The organism is Streptomyces sp. NBC_00620 (assembly GCF_026341825.1).
GTDB lineage: Bacteria > Actinomycetota > Actinomycetes > Streptomycetales > Streptomycetaceae > Streptomyces.
In genome coordinates this window covers 1,135,788-1,159,757 of the sequence record NZ_JAPENY010000001.1, presented here as the reverse complement: position 1 = coordinate 1,159,757, position 23,970 = coordinate 1,135,788, and the positions used below count along the sequence as shown (strand labels likewise).

24 protein-coding genes are annotated in these 23,970 nt (G+C 69.7%); 13 read left to right on the top strand and 11 right to left on the bottom strand.

Translation table 11 applies throughout. The features are described from left to right. Window positions 1-7: 7 nt before the first annotated feature. The 3 genes from OG246_RS05270 (at window position 8) to OG246_RS05260 (ending at window position 1,799) form a co-directional block, all read left to right on the top strand. Window positions 8-541, top strand: a complete 534-nt coding sequence (locus OG246_RS05270; RefSeq protein ID WP_266456543.1) for a GNAT family N-acetyltransferase — start codon at window positions 8-10, stop codon at window positions 539-541. 111 nt (window positions 542-652) lie between these two features. After that, on the top strand, window positions 653-958 hold the full coding sequence (locus tag OG246_RS05265; RefSeq protein WP_266456541.1) for a DUF4229 domain-containing protein: 306 nt from the start codon (window positions 653-655) through the stop codon (window positions 956-958). 157 nt (window positions 959-1,115) lie between these two features. Beyond that, window positions 1,116-1,799, top strand: a complete 684-nt coding sequence (locus OG246_RS05260) for a TetR/AcrR family transcriptional regulator (RefSeq protein WP_266456539.1) — start codon at window positions 1,116-1,118, stop codon at window positions 1,797-1,799. Here OG246_RS05260 and OG246_RS05255 read toward each other — a convergent pair. From OG246_RS05255 to OG246_RS05240, 4 genes are all read right to left on the bottom strand, one after another. Further along, window positions 1,787-2,686, bottom strand: a complete 900-nt coding sequence (locus OG246_RS05255) for a sulfotransferase (protein WP_266456536.1) — start codon at window positions 2,684-2,686, stop codon at window positions 1,787-1,789. The two genes, OG246_RS05260 and OG246_RS05255, sit on opposite strands and share 13 nt — an antisense overlap. 21 nt (window positions 2,687-2,707) lie before the next feature. After that, complete coding sequence (locus OG246_RS05250; protein WP_266456533.1) at window positions 2,708-3,700, bottom strand: hypothetical protein; 993 nt, start codon at window positions 3,698-3,700, stop codon at window positions 2,708-2,710. A 131-nt stretch (window positions 3,701-3,831) separates the two neighbouring features. After that, window positions 3,832-5,127 (bottom strand): DUF6716 putative glycosyltransferase, encoded by a 1,296-nt coding sequence (locus OG246_RS05245; protein WP_266456530.1) that lies wholly within the window; start codon window positions 5,125-5,127, stop codon window positions 3,832-3,834. A 219-nt stretch (window positions 5,128-5,346) separates the two neighbouring features. After that, on the bottom strand, window positions 5,347-6,147 hold the full coding sequence (locus OG246_RS05240) for a MaoC/PaaZ C-terminal domain-containing protein (RefSeq protein WP_323178308.1): 801 nt from the start codon (window positions 6,145-6,147) through the stop codon (window positions 5,347-5,349). A 517-nt stretch (window positions 6,148-6,664) separates the two neighbouring features. Between OG246_RS05240 and OG246_RS05235 the strand changes: the two genes are divergently transcribed. Then, on the top strand, window positions 6,665-8,539 hold the full coding sequence (locus OG246_RS05235; protein ID WP_266463878.1) for a long-chain fatty acid--CoA ligase: 1,875 nt from the start codon (window positions 6,665-6,667) through the stop codon (window positions 8,537-8,539). A gap of 9 nt (window positions 8,540-8,548) precedes the next feature. Here OG246_RS05235 and OG246_RS05230 read toward each other — a convergent pair whose 3' ends face one another. Both OG246_RS05230 and OG246_RS05225 read right to left on the bottom strand, forming a co-directional pair. After that, entirely contained in the window at window positions 8,549-8,866 is a 318-nt protein-coding gene (locus OG246_RS05230; RefSeq protein WP_266456526.1) for an AzlD domain-containing protein, read from the bottom strand. Further along, window positions 8,863-9,546, bottom strand: a complete 684-nt coding sequence (locus tag OG246_RS05225) for an AzlC family ABC transporter permease (protein WP_266456524.1) — start codon at window positions 9,544-9,546, stop codon at window positions 8,863-8,865. Before OG246_RS05225 ends, OG246_RS05230 begins: the two co-directional genes overlap by 4 nt. A 70-nt stretch (window positions 9,547-9,616) precedes the next feature. Here OG246_RS05225 and OG246_RS05220 point away from each other — a divergent pair, with 70 nt between their 5' ends. Then, window positions 9,617-10,186: a helix-turn-helix domain-containing protein gene (locus OG246_RS05220; RefSeq protein ID WP_266456521.1), complete on the top strand. Its 570-nt coding sequence runs from the start codon at window positions 9,617-9,619 to the stop codon at window positions 10,184-10,186. 105 nt (window positions 10,187-10,291) lie between these two features. Here the strand turns inward: OG246_RS05220 and OG246_RS05215 are convergent, their stop codons facing one another. Next, window positions 10,292-10,495: a cold-shock protein gene (locus tag OG246_RS05215; RefSeq protein WP_037627265.1), complete on the bottom strand. Its 204-nt coding sequence runs from the start codon at window positions 10,493-10,495 to the stop codon at window positions 10,292-10,294. Window positions 10,496-10,852: 357 nt separating this feature from the next. On the opposite strand from OG246_RS05215, the gene OG246_RS05210 reads away from it, so the two are divergent. Next, window positions 10,853-11,701, top strand: a complete 849-nt coding sequence (locus tag OG246_RS05210; protein ID WP_266456514.1) for a menaquinone biosynthetic enzyme MqnA/MqnD family protein — start codon at window positions 10,853-10,855, stop codon at window positions 11,699-11,701. 80 nt (window positions 11,702-11,781) lie between these two features. Next, window positions 11,782-13,395, top strand: coding sequence for a serine/threonine-protein kinase (locus OG246_RS05205; protein ID WP_266463875.1), 1,614 nt, complete (start codon window positions 11,782-11,784; stop codon window positions 13,393-13,395). 64 nt (window positions 13,396-13,459) lie between these two features. Here OG246_RS05205 and OG246_RS05200 read toward each other — a convergent pair whose 3' ends face one another. Beyond that, window positions 13,460-18,028 carry an FtsK/SpoIIIE domain-containing protein gene (locus tag OG246_RS05200; protein ID WP_266456513.1) on the bottom strand — a complete coding sequence of 1,523 codons (4,569 nt, stop codon included), beginning with the start codon at window positions 18,026-18,028 and terminating at the stop codon, window positions 13,460-13,462. Between the two features lie 255 nt (window positions 18,029-18,283). Between OG246_RS05200 and OG246_RS05195 the strand changes: the two genes are divergently transcribed. From OG246_RS05195 to OG246_RS05170, 6 genes are all read left to right on the top strand, one after another. Beyond that, window positions 18,284-18,589, top strand: a complete 306-nt coding sequence (locus OG246_RS05195; protein ID WP_266456510.1) for a WXG100 family type VII secretion target — start codon at window positions 18,284-18,286, stop codon at window positions 18,587-18,589. A 117-nt stretch (window positions 18,590-18,706) separates the two neighbouring features. Continuing rightward, complete coding sequence (locus OG246_RS05190) at window positions 18,707-19,018, top strand: hypothetical protein (protein WP_266456507.1); 312 nt, start codon at window positions 18,707-18,709, stop codon at window positions 19,016-19,018. Window positions 19,019-19,020: 2 nt separating this feature from the next. Continuing rightward, window positions 19,021-20,304, top strand: coding sequence for a putative T7SS-secreted protein (locus OG246_RS05185; protein WP_266456498.1), 1,284 nt, complete (start codon window positions 19,021-19,023; stop codon window positions 20,302-20,304). Between the two features lie 13 nt (window positions 20,305-20,317). Further along, window positions 20,318-20,890 carry a hypothetical protein gene (locus tag OG246_RS05180; RefSeq protein WP_266456495.1) on the top strand — a complete coding sequence of 191 codons (573 nt, stop codon included), beginning with the start codon at window positions 20,318-20,320 and terminating at the stop codon, window positions 20,888-20,890. Continuing rightward, complete coding sequence (locus OG246_RS05175) at window positions 20,890-21,609, top strand: hypothetical protein (protein WP_266456492.1); 720 nt, start codon at window positions 20,890-20,892, stop codon at window positions 21,607-21,609. Before OG246_RS05180 ends, OG246_RS05175 begins: the two co-directional genes overlap by 1 nt. Then, window positions 21,606-22,160: a hypothetical protein gene (locus OG246_RS05170; protein WP_266456489.1), complete on the top strand. Its 555-nt coding sequence runs from the start codon at window positions 21,606-21,608 to the stop codon at window positions 22,158-22,160. The genes OG246_RS05175 and OG246_RS05170 overlap by 4 nt, the downstream gene beginning before the upstream one ends. A gap of 108 nt (window positions 22,161-22,268) precedes the next feature. Here OG246_RS05170 and OG246_RS05165 read toward each other — a convergent pair whose 3' ends face one another. Genes OG246_RS05165 through OG246_RS05155 form a run of 3 tightly spaced genes read right to left on the bottom strand, consistent with a single transcriptional unit; the run spans window position 22,269 to window position 23,957 of the window. Further along, window positions 22,269-22,883, bottom strand: coding sequence for a hypothetical protein (locus tag OG246_RS05165; protein WP_266456486.1), 615 nt, complete (start codon window positions 22,881-22,883; stop codon window positions 22,269-22,271). Then, on the bottom strand, window positions 22,880-23,548 hold the full coding sequence (locus OG246_RS05160) for a hypothetical protein (protein ID WP_266456484.1): 669 nt from the start codon (window positions 23,546-23,548) through the stop codon (window positions 22,880-22,882). Before OG246_RS05160 ends, OG246_RS05165 begins: the two co-directional genes overlap by 4 nt. Continuing rightward, window positions 23,538-23,957, bottom strand: coding sequence for a hypothetical protein (locus OG246_RS05155; RefSeq protein WP_266456482.1), 420 nt, complete (start codon window positions 23,955-23,957; stop codon window positions 23,538-23,540). The genes OG246_RS05160 and OG246_RS05155 overlap by 11 nt, the downstream gene beginning before the upstream one ends. Window positions 23,958-23,970: the final 13 nt, after the last annotated feature.

Genomic DNA, 23,970 nt, shown 5'->3' with positions numbered 1-23,970 from the left:
GCGCACGATGGCACTGATCTTCCAACTGGACCCGCCCATAGGTCCGGAGCTCCGTGACGGAGTGATCGGCCTGTGGGCGGACGTCTCCAACGCGGGCGGCTCGGTCGGTTTCGTACCGCCGGTGGACGCCGAGGACATCCGGCCCGAGTGGCTCAAGCACCTCACGGCGATATCGGACGGCCGCACCCGGCTGCTCGTGGGGTATGACGAGGACGGCGCCGTCGCCGCCACCGCGTTCTTCAGCTTCAACACGCACCGGCTGATGAAGCACTGGGTGTGGCTGTACACGGTGATGGTGCATCCCAGGCACCAGGGCAAGGGGTACGGGCGCGAGCTGCTGGCCGCCGCGGAGGAGGCCGGAGCCGGCTTCGAGGGGATCGGGGCGATACGGCTCACCTGCCGGGGCGGCGAGGGCCTTGAGCGGTTCTACGCCTCCTGCGGATACAAGGAGGTCGGCCGCGTGCCCGGCGCGATCCGGGTCGCTCCCGGCGAGGACCGTGACGACATCACGATGCTGCTGCCGCTCGCCTCCCGTGCCTGAGACTCCTCCTCGCCCCGAGGCCCCCCTGCAAGATCGCCGCCCCGTCGTGCTTCACTGGACGGTGCCCTTTGGGGTGTTCCAAACGGATTCGGATCGGAAGAGTGGATTGACATGGGCCGCTACACGCTGATGCGTCTGGGGATCTTCGCGGGCTGCCTCCTGGTCGTCTGGGGCCTTGTCTCCCTCGGTTTCGCCCCGCGCGGCTTCGGCGACTCCAACTACATGTGGATCGTCCTGCTCTCCCTGGTGATCTCCGCCCCGATCAGCTTCGTCGTCCTGCGCAAGGAGCGCGACCGCGCCTCCGCCCAGGTCGTCGCCCGCGTCGACCGCATCAAGACCAACCTGGACCAGAACCGCACCCAGGAGGACAGCGCAGACGACGCGGCCCGCGGCGGCGCGCAGGGCCAGGCTTCGTAGAGATCTTTCAGCTCGTCCGGCGTTTGAGGACGAGGCCGTCCAGGCCGACAGGGGGTCTGGGGGCGCAGCCCCCAGGAACGGCACCCCGGCCCAGGACCAGAACCAGCGAGCCCTATCCCCGCCCAGCCGCCGGCAGGCAAACCGTACGCTTGCGCGCATGGGTGCTGTGAAGAGCAAGCGGATGCCGCGCGCGGTACGGGAACAGCAGATGCTGGACGCCGCCGTGCGGACCTTCGGGCAGTTGGGGTACCGGGCCGCGTCGATGGACGAGATCGCCGAACTGGCGGGCGTGTCCAAGCCGTTGGTGTACCTGTACCTGAACTCGAAGGAAGACCTCTTCACCGCCTGCATCCGGCGCGAGGCCCAGGCGCTCACCGGCGCCGTCATGGCGGGCGTACAGCCGGACCTGCCCGCCGACCGCCAACTCTGGGACGGACTGCGGGCGTTCTTCACGCACACCGCGCAGAACCCCGACGGCTGGTCGGTGCTGCACCTCCAGGCGCGTACGCACGGCGAACCGTTCGCCGCCGAGGCCGGCGCGATGCGCGAGGAACTCGTCACGTTCGTCACGCGGTTGATCGTCGTCGCGGCCCGTGAGGCACACCACGACCCGTCGCTGCCCGAGACGGAGGTCGCCGGGCTCGCCGAGGCCCTGGTCGGCGCGGCCGAGTCGCTCGCGGCCTGGGCCAACGCCACGCCGGGCGTCTCGGCGAAACAGGCGGCGGCGACCTTGATGAACTTCGCCTGGGCGGGCCTCGGCGACCTCATGGAGGGACGCCCCTGGTCACCGCCTGCCAAGGAGCCTGCCAAGGAGCCCGCCAAGGACGCTCAGTCCAGGTAGCCCCAGGCCTTCGCCATCGGCCGCAGGCCCTCCGGGATCTCGCCCGGCTCCGGCAGCGGGCGCCCCGCCTGGACGCTGCCGCTCTTGATCTTGTCCGTCCAGTCGCCGATGCCCTTGGTGAACTCGCCGTGGTCGTGGCGCCCGTACTCCGTCATCGTGGGCTCCCAGCGGATGCCGAGACGGTCGCAGAGCGCGCGGGTCGCCGACTCGGGGTCGGCGGTCAGGTCCTCGTAGCGGATGGTGTGGCCGGGCAGGTGCTGCCTCGCCTGTTCCAGGGTCCGCATGTACTCGCGGGTGTGGCGCACCGCCTCCTCCATCGGCCGCGTCTCGGGGGCACCCTCGTGCCAGGAGCGGGCGATCGAGTACGGGTGCCGGATCAGGAACACGAAGCGCGCGTCCGGCCAGCAGGTGGCGAGCCGGTTCCAGACGAACACGTTGCTCGGTGTCTTCTCGACGAGGAACTCCTTGCCGCTGAGGGCGAGTTCGCGGTGCAGCAGCCGGTCCCAGAGGATGTGCTCGACGTCGGCGAGATTGTGGCCCGCGGCCTGCATCGCCTGGTTCGCGGGCTCGGTGGTGAAGCGGACCGTGATGCGGCGGAAGTGCGTCTCGTGCGGGGAGTGCAGCTGCGAGTGGCTGTTCAGCAGGACGCGCAGGAGAGTGGAGCCGGAGCGCGGCGCGGAGAGCACGAACACGGGTGCACGCAGCAGCCGGTCGGTCTCGGGGCGGGAGGGCGGCCGGGCGCTCGCGGCGACCTGGCCGGCCGGAGGTCTGACGAGCGTGGCCTCGGTGGTGCGGGGGAGGGGCCTGCGCGCACGGGTGACGCGCAGGCCGGTACAGCTCTCGAAGGCGGACTTCGCCGTCCGCTTCAGGTCGTTGTTCCAGGTCACCTGTGCACTACCTCTTCCAGGTCATTTGCGGATCACTTCTTCCAGGAAGGCTGTCGCCCGCTCGGACGCGTCCGGTTCGAGCCAGTCGGTGACGTCCCCGCAGACGGTGATCTCCACGCCCGTACCGGCGAGCACGAGGGGCAGGGTGTGCAGCACCGTGGAGGGCATGCTGACCAGGGTGTCGGCGACCGGGCCCTTCAACAGTTCGAGTTCCAGGGGGAGTTCGGGCCGTACGACTTCCAGCTCGGCGTACTCCGCGATGAGCCGCAGCTTGTCCGGGTCCTCGCGGCGGTGCGCGAAGTAGCGTTCCGCGTTCACCTCGTCGGCGAGGGAGATGATCTCCCGCACATACCGCTCGGGGTCGATCAGGCCGGTCTCTGCGAGCGAGGTGCCGATCACGTCGACGCCGGGGCGGACCTGCGGCGGCCCGTACCGCTGCCGCGCCCAGCTGTAGGTGTTGGCCGAGGCGATACCGCCGGGCGGCAGCCTGAGGTCGGCCGTCAGGCAGGAGAAGACCTCAAGTTGCCGCCCGTGTCCGGGGGTTATCCGGCGCGAGGCGCGGGCGGCAGCCGCCGGTGCCGAGCCCGTGCGGTGCCAGCGGACCAGCGGGCGCCCCGCGAGCAGTTCACGGGAGAGCTCCAGGGTCGCCGTGCCGTCGTCCACAAGCACCAGGTCCCGCGTCCTGGCCAGCGGCAGCAGCCACTGGATCAGCCCCGAGAACGGGTCGCCGATCACCAGGCGCCCCGCTCCGGCCAGCTTCGGCGCGAGCGCCGCCAGGGCGCGCGGAAAGCCGGCCGGAACCCTGCGGATGTCGTGCAGAGCGACCCGGATGCCCTCCGCGCGGGCCAACTCCGCCATCACGCCCAGCTGGTGGCGCGTGGTCGCGTCGCGGGGCAGCAGGACCGCCACCTCGCACCGGGCGGGATCCGGCGCGCCGTCGCGCTCGCCCAGTGCCCACTCAAGGAGGTTGAGGAGCTGGGCGGGGCTCTCGACGAGTGCGAGGGTGCGGGTCATGGTCTTCCCCCGGGGTTGTGGATCATTGGTGTCGCGGGCTTCTGGCAGAGGCGGCGCGGGGCACTGGGGGTCCCGGTGTTCTGCCGGAGACGGCGCGGGTCATGTCTGTCGCACCGCCGGAGCGCTGCGGGTCACGTCTGCCCCCAGCGCCGGAGCGCGGGTGCGACCCGCTGATAGCCCATGCGGTAGAGCCGCTTGGCGCCGCGGCGCGTGACGCCCCGGACGGCCGATTTCAGGGAGCCGTCACCCGCTCCCGACGACACGGGCAGCGGCCGGCCCTTCTCGTCGAACCCGTTGCGCTCCAGCACGCCGCCCAGGTAGGCACCGGCCCGCTGGGGCGAGTAGTACGGCCGCAGCTGCGGCAGCGGACCCGAGGCGCGCAGCGCGGCGATGCGGGCGCGCGTCGCGGCGTACGGGTCGCTCTTGCCGATGCCCTGCGCGGCCGTCCACGCCGGGTCCGGTCGCGGGCGGGCACCGGCGTCGAGCTCGTCCCAGGAGGTGAGGCAGCCGGATTCCACGAAGTAGTGATTGCCGTGCGCCTCGCGGACACCGAAGTCGGTGAGGATCGCGGTGGGGATGTTCCGGTGCATCGACTCCAGCGCGGCCGTGGAACTGACCGTCACCAACAGGTCCGTACGGTCGAGGACTTCACCCATGTTCCCGTACACGAGCTGGAGGTTGGACGGGGCCGGCTCGGCCAGCTTCCCGATGAGTTCCTGGTACGGGTTGGCCTCGACGTGGGTCGTGTGCTCGCCCGGCAGGCTGCGCAGCTTCATCAGGACGAGGCGTTCGGGGTGCCGCCGGGCGTGTGCGGCCGCGCGCTCCAGGAGCGAGAGCCGTTCCTCCCTGCTCTTGGGCACCGACGGCTGCACGGCGAAGGTGAGCGTGAAGGGGCGGTCGCCGGAGGGCGTGTACGGGTCGCCGCCGAGGAACGGCAGCGCGCACTCGACGACCGAGTCCGGGTCGACGCCCACGTTCGCGAAGACATCGCGGAACCGGCCCGTGTCGTAGGCGCTGTTGGCGAGGACGACATCGGCGCCGGCGCGGGTGAGCAGGCCGTCGACCATCTTCTCGTAGACGACTCCGACATAGCCGGTGACGGTGACGGGCCGCTCGGCGCGCGCCTCCCACGCCAGACCGAGGCTGTGCACGAGCGCGAGCGCGGTACCGCCGACGATCGCCAGGACCACGATGTCGGCGCTCGCGAACTCCTCGTCGTCGACCAACTCGGCCGCCGTGACCTCGCGTTGGGTGTCCGGCACGATGCCGACCTCGGCGAGCTGGCGCTCGGTCGGGGTGGCCCGGGTGCGCAGGAAGTACGCGTCGAGTGCGTGGTCCGGAGCGATCTGTCGTGCGACGGAGGCGCCCCACTTCCAGCGGGTGTCCGAATCGGCGAGTACGGCGATACGTCTGGGGGTGGGGGGCATGGCTCGGGAGCCTTCCTGGCGCGGTTCCAGCAGGTGGACCGAGGCTAGGAAGGGTGTCTGAGCGTGGAATGAGCGGAGGCTTGAAAGAACCTTGGGGAAGCTAGGGGTTTACTGTGAACGATTTCTTAACTTAGGTGGCTCACCTGCGAGTTTGCCCCCCAGGACGTGGGGCGCGCGAGGTCGGCAAGTCGCGGTTCCCGCCGATTGTTTGCCTGTTGTTCACATGGGGGCGGGCTGGACCTCGCCTGTGAGATGGAGCCGCTGCATCGCACCCCGGAGCTCGAAACGGTTGCCTTCGGCCGCGTAGGTCACCGTTCCCGGGAGTCGTACGGGTGCCTTGAACTCCGCCCGTACGGTGAGGGATTCACCGTCTGCCGGGAGTTCGGCGAGGCAGCGCGCGACGGTCCACATGCCGTGGGCGATCGGCCGGGCGAAGCCGAACAGGCGGGCCGTGAGCGGATACAGGTGGATGGGGTTGCGGTCCCTGGACACGGCGCCGTAGCGCCGCCCGACGTCCCCGGCGAACCGCCACTCGGCGACGGCGGGCAGCGGCGTGCGTTCCGCGACGTCGTCTCGGGGCCCGGGAGCGCCGGCCGTCGAATGCCGCGCCAGATAGGTGTTCCTCGACTCCCATACGAGGGTGCCCGCGAGCCGCGCCTCGGTCACCACGGTCGCCTCCGTCCCGCGCCTGTGAGCCGCCAACCCCTCGACGCACACACTGATCTCGTACTCCCCATCGGCGGGTAGCCCCCGCCGCTGCGTCATCTCCGTCGACGTATGAACAAGCCCGAGCACCGGCAGCGGGAACGCCCGACTGGCCATGACCCGCACGGTCATCGGAAACGCCAGCACATGCGGATACGTGACCGGCATGGCCACCGCCCCGGTGGCGAACCCACACACCCGCTCATAGGCGGCGAGACGGGCAAGATCGACGCGAACACGCTTCTGCACGGGGGCTCCGGGGAGAGATCTTTCAGCCCGTCCTGCGGTGCTTGAGGACGGGCCCTTCGATTTCAGCCCGTCCTGCGGTGCTTGAGGGCGGGCCCTTCGATTTCAGCCCGTCCGGCGTTTGAGGACGAGCCCTTCGGGCGAACGGGGGTCTGGGGGCGGAGCCCCCAGGTACGGGACGGGCAGGGGCGGAGGGGGCGAAGAAAGTCCTGGCCCAGCACAGGTGGACGCCACCTCGCCCCGACGCAAGGTTACCCGCGGTAAGTCCAAGTTGAGGCCAAGACCGAAGAGGCCCGAACCGGCACCGAATCAGCCGCCCCCCACCCCCCGGAAGTACCGCCGGTAACCCGCACGCCGCCCGCCCTCCAACCCCACAAACCCCACACTCCGGCGCCGTACGATCCCCACCTCAGCCGGTTTACACGATCCCCACCTCGGCAGGACTACGATCCCGCCCCACCGCACCCGCACACCTGAACTCCCCACCCCCCAGGCCCGTATGAGGATTCGCGCCCTCACCCCGCCCCGGCCCCCGGCCGACAAGGAGCACCCCGTGTCCAGCCAGTACTCCTCCGAACCTCCACACATGGAGCCCGAGATCAAGCGGCTGGACGGGGTCGTGCGCGAGGTGGCCCTGCCACCGCTGGTCGCCCCGATGACGCACGGCTCCCTCGCGGACATACCGTTCGACAACGAGGCCGCGGCCCCGCACGAGCCGGCCCTCAGTCGCAAGGGCCCGGACGGCGAGTGGACGGACGTGACCGCGGCCGAATTCGCGGCGCAGGTACAGGCGGTGGCGAAGGGCCTGATCGCGGAAGGACTCGTCCCCGGTGACCGCATAGCCATCATGGCGCGGACGACGTACGAGTGGACCCTCCTCGACTTCGCCGCCTGGGCGGCAGGCCTGGTCACCGTCCCCGTCTATCCCACCTCGTCCCCCTTCCAGGTCCGCTGGATCCTCCAGGACTCGGGAGCCGTCGCCCTCGCCACCGAGACCGTCGCGCAGGCCGCCGCACTCGGCCCGGAACGCGACCGGATCCCCGACCTGCGACACATGTGGGTCTTCGAGAAGGGGCACGTGGAGCGGCTGGCCGAGCTGGGCCAGAACGTCCCGGACTCGGAAGTAGCCGTACGGCGTGGGGTGTTGGGCCCCGACACACTCGCCACCCTCATCTACACCTCGGGCACGACGGGCCGCCCCAAGGGCTGCGCGATCACCCACGGCAACTTCTTCGCCGAGATCGACAACGCGATCGAACTGCTCTACCCGATCTTCAGGGCCCGCACCCAGGACGCGCCCTCCATGCTTCTCTTCCTGCCCCTCTCGCACGTCTTCGGCCGGATGGTCGCGGTCGCCTGCCTGCGCGCCCGCGTGAAACTGGGCCACAGTCCGAGCCTCCAGACCCAGGACCTGCTCGCCGACCTGGCCTCCTTCAAACCGACCTTCCTCCTGGCCATCCCGTACGTCCTGGAGAAGGTCTTCAACACGGGCCGCGCGACCGCTGAGCGGATGCGCCGCGGCTCGTCCTTCGACCGCGCGGCGCGCATCGCACAGCGGTACGGCGAGGCGCTGGAGGCCCGCCAGCACGGCACAGGCCCGGGCCCGGGACCGGGCCTGCGCGCCGCCCGCGCGCTCTACGACCCCCTGGTCTACCGCCGTATCCGCAACGCCCTCGGCGGCAGGGTCCGTTACGCGATCTGCGGCGGCTCCCCGCTCGGCCGCCGCCTGGCCGCGTTCTACGCAGGCGCCGGCATCGACGTCTACGAGGGGTACGGCCTGACGGAGTCGACCGCGGCCGCCACGGTCACGCCTCCGGACAAACCCCGTCTGGGAACCGTGGGTTGGCCCCTCCCGGGCACCCGGGTGCGGATAGCCGCCGACGGGGAGATCCTGCTGAGCGGCGCGCAGGTCTTCCGCGGCTACTGGGACCCGCACGCGGGCGGAGTCGTCGACGCGTCCCCGGACGGCTGGTTCGCGACCGGCGACATCGGCGAACTCGACGACGGCGGTTACCTGTCCATCACCGGCCGCAAGAAGGAGATCCTGATCACCGCGGGAGGCAAGAACGTCGCCCCGGCCCCCATGGAGGACTGGCTCCGCGCCCACCCCCTCATCGCCCACGTCATGATCCTGGGCGACCGCCGCCCCTACGTCACCGCCCTCATCACCCTCGACCCCGACGGCATCACCCACTGGCGCCAGATGAACGGCAAGCACCCGGTCCCCGCCGAACTCCTCGTCGACGACCCGGAGTTGCTCGCGATCCTCCAGCGCGCCATCGACGAGGCGAACAAACTCGTCTCGCGCCCCGAATCCATCCGCCGCTTCACCGTCCTCCCGGGCGCCTTCACCGAGTACGCGGGCCATCTGACGCCCACCATGAAGCTGAAGCGGGACGAGATCGCCCGCGACTTCAGCCGGGAGATCGAGGGCTTGTACGCGGACTACGAGCAGCAGTAGGCGGCCCCACTAGCCCACCCCGACCGCCCGCAGCACCGCCGTCGCCCCGGCCGCCCCCAGCACCACCACCACGAACGGCGCCCTCCGCCAGGCCAGCACCCCACCCACCAGCACCCCGAGCGGCCGTGCCCATCCCGCGAACCCCCGCGTCTCGGTGAGCGCCCCGGTGGCGAGCAGGGCGACGAGCAGGACCACCGCTCCGGCGGACAGCAACTCACGTACCCGTACCGGGATTTCGACCCGCCCGTGCAGGACAGGGCCCACCAGCCGGAAGGCGTACGTCCCCACCGCGAGCGCGAGGATGGCGACGACCAGCGGGGTGGTCATGCCGTCCTCCCTAGGACGAGCAGCCCGGCCAGGGCCAGCAGCACCGGCACGCCCGCGGGCACGACCGGTGTGACCGCCAGCGCCACGACTGCCCCGGCGAGCGCGGCCCGCCGTACACCCAAGTCCTTCCGCAGTGCGGGCAGCACCAGCGCCAACAGCACCGCTGGGAAGGCCGCGTCCAGGCCGAACGTGCCCGTGTCCCCGATCGCACCGCCCGCCAGCGCGCCCCCCAGCACGCACAGGTTCCAGGCCGCGTACAGACCGAGCCCGGAGAACCAGAAGGCGGCCCGGCGACGGGCGGGGGTGGGCTGGGCGAGTGCGAACGCCACCGTCTCGTCGGTGACGAGGTGTGCCCCGAGCAGCCGTACCGGCCAGGGTCCCCGGCCGAGTACGTCTGCGACGGCGAGGCTGAAGGCCGCCGTCCGAGTGTTGAGCAGCAGCCCGGTCGCCGCCGCCGCGAACGGGCCGCCGCCGGCCAGCAGGATCCCCACCGCGCTGAACTGGGCGGAGCCCGCGTACACGACCAGCGACATCACCACCGGCACCCACACGGGCAGCCCGCCCGCGACGGAGATCGCGCCGAACGAGATGCCGACGACTCCGCTGGCGAGACAGACCAGGGCCACGTCACGGAGGAGGCCGGAATCGAGTGCCCCGGTTGTTCGGAGTAGCGAACGCATGTTTTCTACAATGAACAGTGACCCTGCTGTTCGTCAAGTAGAACGATCGTACCGACGGAGCGAACGACATATGACCGACGACGGCCCCCCGTCCCGCCTCCCGCTCGACTGGATCGCCGCCTCCCTGCGGCGCAAGCGCACCCGCGCCGGGCTCTCCCTCTCCGAGCTGGCCAAGCGCGCCGGCATCGCGAAGTCCACGCTCTCCCAGCTGGAGGCGGCGAGCGGCAATCCGAGCGTGGAGACGCTGTGGGCGCTGGGGGTGGCGCTCGGCGTACCGTTCAGCGCGCTGGTGGAGCCGCCCGCCCCGGCCGTCCAGGTGATCCGCGCGGGCGAGGGGCCGACCGTCCACTCCGAGCAGGCGGCGTACGCGGCCACCCTGCTGTCGGCGAGCCCGCCGGGAGCGCGGCGCGACATCTACCACGTGCGCGTGGAGCCGGGCGCCGCCCGGGAGTCGGACCCGCACATCCCGGGGACGGTGGAGCAACTGATCGTCAGCACCGGGCGGCTGGCGGCGGGCCCGCGGGGCGAGACGGTGGAGCTCGGGCCCGGCGACTACGTGTCGTACCGCGGAGATGTGCCGCACGTGTACGAGGCGCTGGCGCCGGGGACGACGTTCGTACTGGTCATGCAGCACATCTAGGTGCACATGCGGGTAAAGGCAGGAGCCCCACGCCAGGCCGGCGCGGGGCTCCTTGGGTACTGCTATCGATCCTGTTCAAAGCACTGGGCTCATGGAGCCGCAGGCTTAGAGCGGGGTTACGTTCTCCGCCTGCGGGCCCTTCGGACCCTGCGTCACGTCGAAGGAGACCGACTGGTTCTCCTCGAGTGAACGGAAACCGTTGGCGTTGATCGCAGAGTAGTGGACGAAGACGTCCGGTCCTCCGCCTTCCTGGGCGATGAAACCAAAGCCCTTTTCGGCGTTGAACCACTTCACGGTTCCGGTAGCCATAAGCCCTCCTTGGGCCCAAAGGGTTGCCCTGCTCCAGAACCTGCAAGGTGTAAACAACTGCGTGTAAACAACTGCATTCATCTGAAAACGACGAGAGCCCGCGGTCACATGCTCCGCAGGCTCTGTACTGCAAGGGAAACCAAACTGCAACTTGCGGGCGAGCTTAGCCACCCGGGCAGCTGAAAGCAATAGAGGGCAAGATCACGTCACCCGGAGGTTTGACCAGCAAGGCGTCTGGGTTGACGTCGTAGTGGATCAGTGTCTGTCACGGGGGTTGACACGAGGGGTCCGGGTGGTTTCGAAACCACTCGGGGACCCGAAGCCTGCACCGTACCCCACTGGGGCTAGCCTCGCGATGTGGACAATTCTCGCAACCGGCCGCGCGTCGGCCACATCCAGTTCCTGAACTGCCTGCCCCTCTACTGGGGGCTCGCGAGAACGGGCACGCTCCTCGACTTCGAGCTCACCAAGGACACCCCCGAGAAGCTCAGCGAGAAGCTGGTGCAGGGCGACCTCGACATCGGGCCCATCACGCTCGTCGAGTTCCTCAAGCACGCCGACGAGCTGGTCGCCTTCCCCGACATCGCGGTCGGCTGCGACGGCCCGGTGATGTCCTGCGTGATCGTCTCGCAGGTCCCCCTCGACCAGCTGGACGGCGCCCGCGTCGCCCTCGGCTCGACCTCTCGTACGTCCGTACGCCTGGCCCAGCTGCTCCTCGCCGAGCAGATCGGTGTCCAGCCGTCGTACTACACCTGCCCGCCCGACCTCCCGCTGATGATGCAGGAGGCCGACGCCGCCGTACTCATCGGTGACGCGGCCCTGCGCGCCAACCTGAGCGAGGGCCCCAAGCTCGGCCTCGAGGTGCACGACCTCGGCGCCATGTGGAAGGAGTGGACGGGCCTGCCGTTCGTCTTCGCCGTCTGGGCGGCCCGCCGCGACTACCTGGAGCGCGAGCCGGCCGTCACCCGCAAGGTCCACGAGGCGTTCCTGGCGTCCAGGGACCTGTCCCTGGACGAGGTCGGCAAGGTCGCCGAGCAGGCGGCACGCTGGGAGGCCTTCGACGAGAAGGTCCTGGAGCAGTACTTCACGACGCTCGACTTCCGCTTCGGCGGCCCCCAGTTGGCGGCCGTGCGGGAGTTCGCCCGCCGGGTCGGCTCGACCACCGGGTTCCCGGCGGACGTCAGCGTGCGGCTGCTGGAGTCCTGAGGCCCGGGACGCCTCGTACGGCACTACTCTGCTGAGCAGTGCGTGCGGTACGTACGGGGGAGGGTTGAGCTGTGAGCGCCATGCAGCCGCTGGGAGTTGACGAACCCACGGTCGTGGGGCCCTACCGGCTGCTCGGCCGGCTGGGCTCCGGCGGCATGGGGCGCGTGTATCTGGGCCGAAGCACGGGCGGACGTACGGTCGCGGTCAAGATCGTGCACCCGCACTTCGCGCTCGACGAGGAGTTCCGGGCCCGTTTCCGCCGCGAGGTCGAGGCCGCGCGGCGGGTGGGCGGCGCGTGGACGGCCCCGGTCCTGGACGCGGACCCGGAGGCGCCGGTGCCGTGGGTCGCGACGGGGTACGCGGCCGGTCCCTCGCTGGCGGCCGCCGTCGCGGACGCCGGCGCGCTTCCGGCCCATTCCGTACGAGTCCTGGGCGCCGGCCTCGCCGAAGCGCTCTCGGCGGTCCACGCGCTGGGCCTCGTCCACCGCGACGTCAAGCCATCCAACGTCCTGCTCACCCTCGACGGCCCCCTGCTCATCGACTTCGGCATCGCGCGCGCCACGGACGGCACGGCGTCACTGACCTCGACGGGCGTCTCGGTCGGTTCCCCCGGTTACATGTCGCCCGAACAGATCCTCGGCAAGACGGTCGCGGGCCCCGCGGACATCTTCTCGCTGGGCGCGCTGCTGGTGTACGCGGCGACCGGTGAGCCGCCGTTCCCCGGCGACTCCTCCGCCTCCCTCCTCTACAAGGTGGTGCACGAGGAACCCCGACTCGGCACGCTGGAGGGCGAGTTGCGGCAACTGGTCGCTGAGTGCCTGGCGAAAGATCCGGGCGAGCGGCCGGCTCCGGGTGACGTGGCCCGGCGCCTCGCCCCGGAGGGAGCGGCCCGGCTGGTCGCGGCGGGATGGCTGCCGGGGCCGATGGTGGAGCAGGTCAGCCGCAGCGCGGTGCGGTTGCTGAACCTGGAGGCCGGGCTGCCTTCGGGGCCGGTGGAGTTCAGCAACCCTTCCGTGGGCGGGGAGTTCGGCCCGCCGCCGGTCATGACGCCCACACCTACCTATGTGCCCGAGCCACGCGATGCGCCGCCGCCCCCTGCCGACCGCCCCGGCAAGCTCTCCGTCAGCGTTGCCGCCACCTCCGCGGCCGGGGTGAACGGCCGTGGCCGCAGGCTCAGTTGCACGGTCGCCCTGGCTGTCGCGGGGGCGCTGGCGGCGGTGACGGTGGGCTCGGCGTTCCTGTTCGACCTGATGCCGGGCGGGGACAAGTCGACCGACTCGGGCGACACTTCGGCAGCGGACTCCGCCTACGCGACACCGAGCGCGTCGGCCACCGGGGAACAGTCCATCCCCGCCTCCTACCTGGGCACCTGGGAGGGCCCCGGCCTGGCACTCAGCGGCACCCTCCCCATGGGCACCATCCGCGTCACCGTCCACCAGGCCGCCGTGGGCAAGGAGTTGGGCACCTTCCGCCAGACCGACCAGATCGGCGGCATCTGCGACGACGTACTCATCCTGAAACAGGTGACGTCCAAACAACTCATCGCCACAAGCATCGCCGACGAGTCCAACCGCGACGTATGCACAACAGGCGAACACGAGGTACGCCTCACCCCCGTCGGCGACGACCTCAAGTACGAGACGGACAACGCGGAGGCGGGGGATCCGGTGGCTCGGATGTCGAAGGTCGGGTAGCGGACGGTTCTCCGGCGGCCCGTCACTCTGACCGGGCCGCCGTCCCGCTGTCGGACGGCGACCGTCACATCGGCGTGGTGACCGTGATGTGTTCCCCGGTGCCGAGGTGCAGCATTCCCTTGCCGGGGGCGATGGGGCCGCCGACCATGCTGCGGGTCGTGCGGATGCCGATCAGGTCGCCTGCGGAGGAATCCTGTGGGGAGAGCAGGATTCCGCGGCGGGCCTTCTTGGCGTCGACCTGCCAGCCGGAGAAGCCGTCGCAGATCTCTTCCTCGTCGCCGGCGATGACGAGGGCGATCCCGTCCTCGACGCCGCTTTGGAGGATCTTTTTGAAGATGTCCTCGGCGTCGCAGTCGTCCAGTACTTCGGCGTCGTCGACCAGAACGGCGATGGGCTGCTCCGGTGTCGCCGAGGCGATGGCCTCCTCGAGGTCGTCGTCCTCGATGTCGCGGCCCGTGAAGACCTTCAGGACGCCTTCCTGGCCCTCCAGTTCGCGCAGGGGCGACTGGCGCGGCGCGGCGACGACCAGGCGTACTCCCTGTGCGAGGTAGGAGCGCGCGAAGTTCAACAGCACCGTGCTGCGACCGGACTTGGCCGGGCCGCCGATCACGAAGGCCGGAACACCCTCGGCGAGGTCGGGGCCGAAAGCGGTGAGTTCGTCGCCGCCGACGCCCACGAGCGCCCACAGCGGGGAGGTGCTCGTCTCCGGGTCGCGCATCCCCCAGGCGTCCGCGAAGGAGATCCGGCTCGGCAGGACGTCGACCTTGAAGGGTCGGCGGGAACGGGGGATGGCCGTGTCACGGGCGGCCGCGGCGTCGCCGATGGCGATCAGCGCGGCGGCCTGCCCCTGCCCGGTCGTGTCCTCGGAGAGCAGGGCGAACTGGGTCTCCGTCGCCGTCTCGTTCCTGAAGGCCCGGCCCGGGGGGATCTCCTCGGGAACCTTGCGGGAGTTGATGTCCAGCATCGAGAAGTCGCCGCGGTCGGCAAGGCGCAGGCCGTATTTGTCCTCGGTCAGCGAGCCGATCCGCCCGGACAGGATCTGCCGGTCACCCGTGATCACCACGTGGATGCCGACGCTCGCGCCCTCGCGCATCATGGCCATGAGCTGGTCGGTCAGGTCACCGTGGTCGTACTCGCCGAGCGTGGGCAGCCAGCCCTCCCAGCGGTCGAGCAACAGCACGATGTGCGGCAGCCGTTCGTCCTCGCCCGCGGCGGTCCGCTGCTCGCCGATGTCGGCGTATCCCTGGTCGGCGAACAGGTCCTGGCGACGGGTGAGTTCACCCTTCAGCCGGGCGAAGAGCCGGACGACCCGCTCCAGTTGGTTGCGTCCGACGACCGCTCCGCAGTGCGGCAGCCGGGTCAGCGCGTTGAGGGCGCCGTTGCCGCAGTCGATCCCGTACAGGTGGACGTCGGCCACCGAGTGCGTACGGGCCAGTGAGCCGGCGATCGTCCGCAGCAGCTGCGAGCGGCCGGTCCGCGGAGCGCCGCCCACGAGCAGGTGCCCGAACGTGGCGAAGTCCACGGCCACCGGGCGGCGGTCCTGGGCGGCCGGCAGGTCCTCGACGCCGTACGGGGCGGCGGGCAGCGCACCCGCGCTGCGGACCGGCGGAATGGCGTCCAGCAGGAGGGTCTCCTCCAGAGCGGGCAGCCACGGGCTGTGCTGTGCCGGAATCCCCAGTGCCTGGTTGGCCTCCTGCACCGCGTCCACCAGGACCTTGAGGTCGGTGATCTCCTCTTCCTGGCGCGCCTCGGCCTTCGGCTTCACCAGCGCGGCCCGTCCGAGGTCCTCCCACTGCAGCGGTCCCGCCCACGGCGCGAGCGTCTGCGGGTCGGCCGCCCCCGGCCGGCGTCCGCCGACGCGGCCGGACTGGAAGGGGACGAGGGAGGCGTGTCCCAGACGCACATAGGCGCGACCGGGTGTGCTCTTGGAGATGTGACCGGCCTCGGGCGAGTCGATGACGTCGCTGGACTCGCTGCCGTCCGTCACGCGCAGCGCGATCCGCAGGTTGGTGTTGGCCCGGATCTCGGGCGAGACGACACCGCTGGGCCGCTGGGTGGCGAGCAGCAGATGGATGCCGAGCGAACGGCCTCGCTGGGCGATGTTGACCAGACCGGTGACGAAGTCGGGCAGGTCACGCACCATCGAGGCGAACTCGTCGATGACGATGAGGAGTCGGGGGACCGGCGGGTTCGAGGGATCCCTGCGTACCAGGTCCTGGTAGTCCTCGATGTCCTTGGCGTCGGCGGCGGCGAGGATGTGCTCGCGCCGCTTCAGCTCCGCGCCGAGCGATTCCAGGGCACGCTCGACGAGGTGGGCGTCGAGGTCGGTCACCATGCCGACGGTGTGCGGGAGCTTCACACAGTCCTTGAACGCCGAGCCACCCTTGTAGTCGACGAGGACGAAGGTCATGTTCTCGGGGGTGTTGGCGACGGCGAGCGCCGCCACGATGGTCTGCAGCAGCTCCGACTTACCGGAACCGGTCGTGCCGGCGATCAGGCCGTGCGGCCCGTCCCGCCGGATGTCGATGCCGAAGGGACCGTCGTACGACTCACCGACGACGGCCATCGTCGACTGCCCGCCCATGCGCCAGCGGGCGGCGATCGCGTCCCGCGTCGGCGGTTCCAGCTGCAGTACGTCGAGCAGCCTGCTGGAGCCCGGCAGCGCCGAGTCCTCCGTCTCACCGCTGATGTCGCGCAGCGCGGAGAGCGAGCGGGCCAGCCGCGCGCACCAGGCGGGCGAGACGAAGTCGGGCCGTACGTCGGTCATACGGCGGTGGCCGCTCTGCTCGACCCGCAGCCTCAGTTCGAGCACCTTCTCCGCGCCCTCGGAGTCCTGCTCGGCCGTCTGGTGCCAGGCGTGGAAGGACGGGAACCCGCCCGCGGAGGGCGGCGCCGCGGCCGCGAAGCCGGCGGCCTGGCCAGGGGTTTCCTCGGTCCGCCTGGGTTCGGCGACGACCACGGCCTGGCACTCTCCGGGCAGGAACCGCTCCTCCTCGTCCAGGCAGATCGCGTACATGGCGACGCCCGGTCCTTCCCGCAGCAGACGTACGACACCCGGCATCGAACGCAGCCGACGGGATCCGTCCCATACGACGACGATGTCGGCGTCGATGAGGCCGGCACCGGAGCCTCCGGCCTCCTTCACGGCCTTCTGGCGCGCGTCGAGGAGCTGCGTGAGTTCACCGACCCGGGCGCCCACGGTCTCGGAGTCCGTGCCGATCAGCACGTTGGCGTCCTGACCGCCCGACGGACGCGCGTGCGGCAGCCAGCGCGTCCAGTCCCAGCGGGTGTGCGCCTCGTTCTCGGTCAGCACGTAGAACTGGACGTCCATGGGGCTGTGCAGGACCGCGGCCTGGGCGACGGCCCAACGGCCCAGCGCATGGGCCGAGTCGCCGGGCCCGGCGATGCCGATGACACCGAGATCCTTGAGCGGCAGCGCCACCGGCGCGTCCTCGATGTCCCAGGTGACCTGGCGCTTGTGGTCGTCCTGCTCCGGGTCGTCGAGCACGACCACGGACGGGACCCGGCCGGTACCGACCCGCATCACCAGGTGGTCCGCATCGGTGCGCCGCCGCTCCCACAGCCGGGTACGGGGGCCGGTCCCGAAGTTGAGTACGGCGGCGGGGTCGGGGATGGCGTTCCGCCGGTCCAGTCGCTCGGTGCGCAGCGCGTCCTGGGCGTCCTTCTCGATCCGCTCCTTGTGCTCCTTGTACTCCTTCAGCTGCTTGGCATGTGACTTCCGGCCGTGCTTCTTGTCCATGAAGTAGTTGCCGAAGAGCATGATCGGGCTCAGCCCGGCCATGATCAGGTAGTACCAGCGCTGGAAGATCATGGCCGCGACCACGGCGCCGACCAGCGGGAACAGTGCCATCAGCCAGGGCAGCGGCCGGGCTTCGAAGTCTCCGGGCGGCGAGGGCAGCCGAAAGTGGGTCTGGCGCTCGGCCGGACGCAGCCGAGGGGGCCGGTTGTAGTCGAGGCCGGATCCGTCGTCCGACCACTTCAGGGCCGCGTTCGGCGGCGTGTAACCGACGATTTCCAGCAGGGTGTTGCCGAGGGCGAGCTGGGAGCCGAGGGGCCAGGAGTCGCCGTCGAGTTCCTCACCGTCGAGGCGGACGCCCTGCTTGTCTCCCTTGTCCTTCTTGTCGCCGTGCACGGCGATCTGGCAGGTTCCGTCGATTGCGATCGACAACGTGGCCGCACGCGCGGCCAGTTCGGGATCGTCGACACGGAGGGGCGCGGCCGAGCCGCTGCCGATGTCGTACCGCCCGACTCCGAGCCGGTGCACCGCACCGGCCGCCGGACCGCCGGCCACCCGCAGCTCCACCACTCCGGTCGGCTCCCCGAGCAGGCAGCCGGCCGGATCGTGGAGGCTGACGACGGCGCCCTCCCGCAGCGGCGACCCGACGACGGTCGCGCTCGGGTCCAGGGCGTATCCGTCGACGTACGCCTGCGCTATCCCGCCGCCGGGGCCGCGTTGGGCTCCAATGGGGATGATCTGCGCACTGTCGCCCAGACCGACATGTCGCGCCAGCTCCCGGGTGATGTCGCCGACGGACGACTCGGGATCGGCATCAAGCACCACATCGGCACTCGCACCGCCGATGGGGTCGACGACGGTCAGACTCAGGCGCACGTTCGTCCTCCTCGCTGGGCAGAGGCCGCCCCCGGAACGCTGAACACAGTTGAAGCGACCTTAGCCGCCCCTTCCTTCCCCGTAGCAACGGGATGTGCGCCCGCTCACGATCCTGTTACGGAACAGCCATGTGACCCCAACAGCCCCACCCGTAGGATCTTTGCTCATGCGGACAGGTCGGCGGATGCCCGAGCGATCCGCACAACGCAGCCACGGGGGTAGGCCCTGCGGCGATCTGAACGGGAGGGAGCCGTCATGGGCAAGAAGGATGCAGATCTCACATATGCCGAGATGGAGAAGGAGGCCGGCAAGCTTCTGAAGGACATGGACCGTCTGCACACGGAACTCGACACCATCGACGACCGCATCAAGACGCTCGTGGACAACGGCGGCTACACGACCCAGAAGGGTTCGTCGGCTTTCGAGGAGTCCTTCAAGGACTTCACCAAGGGTGCGAAGAAGGCCATGGAGGGACTTGAGGGCATGTCCAAGTTCCTGACCTCGGCCAAGCAGGCCTACGAGGACCTGGACGACCAGCTGGCGCGCAGCGCCAAGGGCTGACCCGGGATCGCGGGCCGACTCGGGTGCGACAGGGCGTGATCGGCGTCCTGTCGCACCCGCTGTTTCGCTGCCTGGTGTGAAGTAGCCTCACTCGACCGTTGGACAGGAAGCCCGACCGTGGCGGACAAGACTCGATACGACCTCGACATGATCAAGGACTGCTCGGACTCGCTCTACCGCATCCACCGCGAGTTCAAGGAGAACGGCAACCCCGCCGACGGCTATGGCGACGACCTCGGCAGCGACAAACTGCGGGACGTCTTCGACGACTTCTCCGAGACGTGGAAGAAGAACCGCAAGAAGCTGATGAAGGACATCGAGAACCTGGCCAAGTACACCGACAACGCGGCCAAGGCCTACGAGGACATCGACCACGAGCTCGCGCAAGCGCTCCGGGACGCCAAGAAGAGCGACAAGAAGGGGAAGTAGCAGTGACACCCCGTCCAAAGGACTGGACCCCGATGTACGACTCCGACCCGGTGCCCGGTGATCCGTACGAGGTGGCACGGCTCGGCAAGAAGCTCCGTGGCATGGCCGAAGAGATCGACAAACAGGCCCGGAACATCAAGGCGTTGGCATCGGTCGACGGCTGGGACAGCGACGCGGGCCGCGCCTTCCACGAGATCGCGGGCGACGCGTCCGGGCGCCTGAAGAAGGCGTACGACCGGTACGACGAGGCTGCGACGGCGCTCGGTACGAAGGTCAAGGACGGGGAGTCGGAGGAGTACGCCAGTGAGCTGAGCCGGGCGCAGCGGGTCGCGGACAAGGCGCTGGAGGACTTCCGCGCCGCGGAGGTCGATCACAAGGCGGCCCTCAAGATCCTGGAGCCGACCGTCGGCACGGTCCCGTCCAAGGACGACCACGTGGAGCGCACGAAGCAGGAGAAGAAGCGGGACGACGCCGCGCATCTCATGGCTGTGGCGCGCAGCCAGATCGAGGGCGCCAAGGAGATCCGCGACGACGCGGCGAAGCGGGCGGCCAGAAGGATCAAGAACGTGATCCACCACGACGGGGTCCGGGACCCTGGCGGGATCATGAACTGGATTGCCGACAACGCGGACTGGATATCGACCGCGGCCACGGTTCTGGCGGTGGCTGCGCTGATCGCGGCGGTCGTGCTGTCGGGTGGCACACTCGCCGTCTTCCTTGTCGTCGCGGCGGGCGCACTCAGTGCCACCGCTCTGTCGGGCCGTCTGTACGACTACTTCGCGCGCGGCGGGAAGTTCGACTGGTTGAAGATCACCTTCGATGTACTCGGAATCATCCCGGGACTCGGGGCGGTGAGGGGGCTCACCGCGGCGGCCAAGGGGTCACGGCTGCTGGTCGCGAGCGACGCCGTCTGGGCGGGCTTCACCAACGGCTTCGCCGTGAAGAGCATCAACAGGGGCGTCGGCCTCGCCTCCAAGTTCCTCACCAAACGAGGCATCACCAAGGTCAGACTTCCTGAGGGAGGGTTCGACCCGGTGACCATCACGCGCTACATCAAGGGCGCCGCACTCGGCAACGCATACGTACAGAGCCTGCTGAGGCTGAGGCGCTACTTCCCCCAGGACGACACAGCGAACCCGGTGAGCCCTGCGCCCGGTACCGCCCGGCCCACCTCCCCGCCCGACCCGACTCCCACTCCGTCCGGCGGGGCGAGAACCCCCTCGCCGACGCCGCAACCGAGCCCGTCGCCGACCTCGTTCCACGGCGCGTTGGCGCCCGTCGGGTAAGGAGAACCGATTCATGGGTGACTACCAAGCACTTGAGTTCGGAAAGTTCGTCGATGACCAAGGGGCCGTGCACAACATGGTCTCCTCGTCGGTCATCGCGGCCGTTCCCGCCGCGAAGGCGGCAGCGGAGCGCTACGGACGCGAGGTGCGCTTCGACTTTCTCGATGACCGGGCCGTGCACTGGATGCTGTTCCAGCGGCGCGAGGACACGGAGAAGGGCAGCGTCCTCGGCTGTCTCCTCGCACTGCCGATTTTCGTCTTCGGGTTCGGTGCGTGGCCGTTCTGGGATCTGGTCGCCTCACAGAAGTCCCAGCAGTTCCAGATCGCGTTCATCGTCGTGGACGCGCTGATCGTCTGCGGCGCTCTGGTGGGGACCTACCTCGTGCGGCGCCGCACCCTGCTCGACCAGACCATCCGAAACGTTCGCTGCAGGGCACGCCTCTACCGCCAGATCGCCGGCATCGCCCGCCAGGGCGGCGCCGACATCCCGCGTCTCTACCCCTACTACGGGATGTATGCCACCTCCCGGAAGTTCTTCCCCGAGGCTCCCGAGCGCCCCATCCCCGAAAAGGACCAGACTCCCTGATGGCCGAGCTCAATGTGTCGGCGTTCGTCCCCACACACACCGCACCGCCCGTGCTCCGCTCCGACGACGTCCAAGTCCGCTGGGTGATGCCGGAGATCTACTACGACCTCCCCATCCACGAGGCGGACGACGACGAGGCGATACGGCTGCTGGAAGAACTCGTGGACAAGGCCCTCCCGGGGGCGGGGGAGGACGAGAAGACCCAGTTCGGGGTCGTCTGCGCACTCGGCTTCGACGACCTGCTGGCCGCCGGAGCCGAGTACGCCGCGATCGGTGTGACCGCGGTCGACGAAACCCCTTGTACCGCCACGGTGTTCGCGGCTCTGGTGGACAGCCCGGAAGTCGATGGTGGTGTTCCGGGAGCGGTGAGGGAGATCTCATCGAGCCTCCGCCGCATGGACGCGGGTGACGCTTCCCGGATAGAGCTCCCCTGCGGACCCGCCGTGTCGTACATCGGCGCCCGGGAGTCGCAGTTCACCGGCGAACTGACCGAGTCCGGCGAAGGCTTCACGTTCCCGACGTCGTTCATACGCGTCTACGTCCCCCTCCCGAACGGCACCACCCTGATCATGGAGATGTCCACCCCCACCGCGGCCGGCTGGGACACCTTCTCCACGATGTTCGGCAACACGGTCAGCAGCATCCGCCTCTTCAACGCGGACGGCTCGCCGTTGATCACCGCTGGGACGACCGGGACGACCGGGGCGAGCGGGGCGTGAGCGCGACCACCGCTGAGACTCCGCCCTCGGACTACCGGCTCCTCGTCCCCCGCGACTGGTTTCGCGTCGACCTCACCCACGAGCGCTGGCGCCGCCAGTTGAAGACCTTCGTGGACAAGGAGTCCGCGGGAAGCGGTGTCTCCGCGGAGGTGGCCCGAACCGTCTGGACCACCCTGCGCAACACCGCCGAACACGGCCTCTCCCAGGGCGCGTTGGAGTTCTTCCTCAAGACGGAGTCGCCCGGCGAGTCGGCCCTGCCCGCCTCCCTCCTCATCTCGCTGGCACAGACCCCCCGCGGATCGGCCCCGACACCGGGCGACTTCGCCCAGGCACTGGCTCAGCGCACCGCCCGGAACGCCGAGGTGGACGTCGTCGAACTACCGGCCGGCCCGACGGTCCGCGCCACCACCGACACGACCATCGACTTCCACGTACACATGCCTGGCGGCGTGGGCTACCTGCACCTGGCCTTCTCCATGCCGCTGAGCGGCAGCGAGGGTTCGATGGGGGAGCTTTGTGACGCCATGGCGTATTCGCTGCGGTGGGTGTGATCTGCGGTCCACGGCTGGTGCGTGGAGTCTGGTGAGACGGGGCGCGGCCGGCTGATCGCAGGATGAAGTTGCTGCGGTTCGGAGCCTGCCCCACCGTTTGTATCTCGGTCAGGGAATCCAGACCGCCAGCGATCGTGCGAGTTCCTCCAGGTCGTCGCCGGCGCTCATGAGGCGGGCGACGTCGTCGGTGGCCGTCCACATGACCACGTCGGCGCCGTGCTCCTCGACCTGCCAGGCGTACCGGACGCAGGCCAGCAAGTGAGGGGAGTCGTCCTGCTGGACATAGCGGAAGGTGGTCATACCCTTGCCGAGTCTCTCGGACTTGAAGGATTTGACGACCGGCCGCTCGATGGCGTTCGGGTCGTCCGCCTCGGTGAGGGCGCGGAGGGTCTCCTCGCGAGAGCCCTTCGCGGGTCCGATCGCCGCACAGACCGGGAGCGGTACGTCGGTGGGGTTGTCGAGGTGCAGGAACAGCCAGTGCTTCGAGCCGGGCGGACAGAAAGCCTCGGCGCAACGCGCCAGGGTGCCTCCGACGAAGTCCACGCCGTTCGGACCGGGGTCGAGCCCGCGGTCGGCCCACAGGTCTTCGGAGCGATCGCGGCACCACATGCGGATGTCGTCCCACTCGTCGAACGGGGCCGAGGGGCCGGCGCGCGGAGGAATGATGATCCACGGATAGGCGTCGATGTACTCGATGTCGATGATGGGCCAGAATTCACTCATCCACGCCGCCAACGGAAATTCGCCATCACGGCGTCGAACCATTCGACGAGCGCCTCCGAGAGCTCGTCCCGGGGATGCCCGCTCCCGATCGTCGAGAAGGCGGCCACGAACCAGCGGTCGGGGTCGTCTGGTACGGACACGATGTACTCGACACGGCGGGAGGCGAGTTCGGCGCCTTCGCCGGGGTTGGCTTTGGCCACATGTTCACGGCGCACGGCGAGGGCGCCGTCGATCTCTCCCGAGCTCAGGTCGGCTCCTTCCACCCCGTCCCTGGACAGCAGTTGCACGGCCAGGTCGGTCGGCTCGGTCCTGTCGGTGGTTTCGACGCGCCGGGGGAGCGGGGTCTCCGAGACGAGGATCGAGGCTCCCAGGCTGAAGTTGCCGCCCATGGGCTTCACCGGCAGATAGAGGTCCAGGGCCTTGGTCCGCTGAGCCTGGGCGACAGCCCCTCGGAAACGACGCTCCAACTCCCGCTTGTACGGGCCGATCCTGTCCGGTGGCGCGTCCTTGGGCATGCGGGTGTAGGCGTCGTCCAGGATGCGGCGGATGGCTTCCTCGGTGCCCTGGCGCAGGGGGACTTGGGCCCATTGGTCGGGGAGGAGCATGCGGTAGCCCGTCACGGGCGGGACAGTCTCCTCGATCGGCCCGGTCTGTTCACCGGGCATGTGCGGGCTCCCTGCGGTTCAGGTACCAAATTCCCGCGAAGCCGCCTAGGCCGGCTGCGACACCAATCCAAAGGATCCACACGCCCTGGAAGGCAGCGAAAGCCAATGAGTAGAGCAAGTAGAAGCTCAGCGCAATCATGAGGAAGGTACGCTCGCCTGCCAGCGCGACCCAGTTCTCCGGGCGCCGTGCCAGGTAGATCAGGATCGCCGGAGTGAGCGCGCAAAGAGCCCACTCCCAGGTCGGCATGGGGAGCAGTTCCTCGTCCAGAAGGTCTTTGGTCATCGGGCCGGCGAACAGCCGGAGGAGGGCCAGAACAAAGATCACCTTGGTGGCTGCCACGCAATACGGAAGACGCTGCGCTCGCCGGGTGTTCTGGTCGGCTTCCCCTGCGCGGGGGGCGTCGGTCATCAGCGGGCTTCCT

Bases quoted from the DNA above. Each gene is read 5' to 3' on its own strand.
- OG246_RS05270 (WP_266456543.1), top strand. From the start codon at position 8: ATGGCACTGATCTTCCAACTGGACCCGCCCATAGGTCCGGAGCTCCGT.
- OG246_RS05265 (WP_266456541.1), top strand. From the start codon at position 653: ATGGGCCGCTACACGCTGATGCGTCTGGGGATCTTCGCGGGCTGCCTC.
- OG246_RS05260 (WP_266456539.1), top strand. From the start codon at position 1,116: ATGGGTGCTGTGAAGAGCAAGCGGATGCCGCGCGCGGTACGGGAACAG.
- OG246_RS05250 (WP_266456533.1), bottom strand. From the start codon at position 3,700: ATGACCCGCACCCTCGCACTCGTCGAGAGCCCCGCCCAGCTCCTCAAC.
- OG246_RS05245 (WP_266456530.1), bottom strand. From the start codon at position 5,127: ATGCCCCCCACCCCCAGACGTATCGCCGTACTCGCCGATTCGGACACC.
- OG246_RS05235 (WP_266463878.1), top strand. From the start codon at position 6,665: ATGGAGCCCGAGATCAAGCGGCTGGACGGGGTCGTGCGCGAGGTGGCC.
- OG246_RS05230 (WP_266456526.1), bottom strand. From the start codon at position 8,866: ATGACCACCCCGCTGGTCGTCGCCATCCTCGCGCTCGCGGTGGGGACG.
- OG246_RS05225 (WP_266456524.1), bottom strand. From the start codon at position 9,546: ATGCGTTCGCTACTCCGAACAACCGGGGCACTCGATTCCGGCCTCCTC.
- OG246_RS05220 (WP_266456521.1), top strand. From the start codon at position 9,617: ATGACCGACGACGGCCCCCCGTCCCGCCTCCCGCTCGACTGGATCGCC.
- OG246_RS05215 (WP_037627265.1), bottom strand. From the start codon at position 10,495: ATGGCTACCGGAACCGTGAAGTGGTTCAACGCCGAAAAGGGCTTTGGT.
- OG246_RS05205 (WP_266463875.1), top strand. From the start codon at position 11,782: ATGCAGCCGCTGGGAGTTGACGAACCCACGGTCGTGGGGCCCTACCGG.
- OG246_RS05195 (WP_266456510.1), top strand. From the start codon at position 18,284: ATGGGCAAGAAGGATGCAGATCTCACATATGCCGAGATGGAGAAGGAG.
- OG246_RS05180 (WP_266456495.1), top strand. From the start codon at position 20,318: ATGGGTGACTACCAAGCACTTGAGTTCGGAAAGTTCGTCGATGACCAA.
- OG246_RS05175 (WP_266456492.1), top strand. From the start codon at position 20,890: ATGGCCGAGCTCAATGTGTCGGCGTTCGTCCCCACACACACCGCACCG.
- OG246_RS05165 (WP_266456486.1), bottom strand. From the start codon at position 22,883: ATGAGTGAATTCTGGCCCATCATCGACATCGAGTACATCGACGCCTAT.
- OG246_RS05160 (WP_266456484.1), bottom strand. From the start codon at position 23,548: ATGCCCGGTGAACAGACCGGGCCGATCGAGGAGACTGTCCCGCCCGTG.
- OG246_RS05155 (WP_266456482.1), bottom strand. From the start codon at position 23,957: ATGACCGACGCCCCCCGCGCAGGGGAAGCCGACCAGAACACCCGGCGA.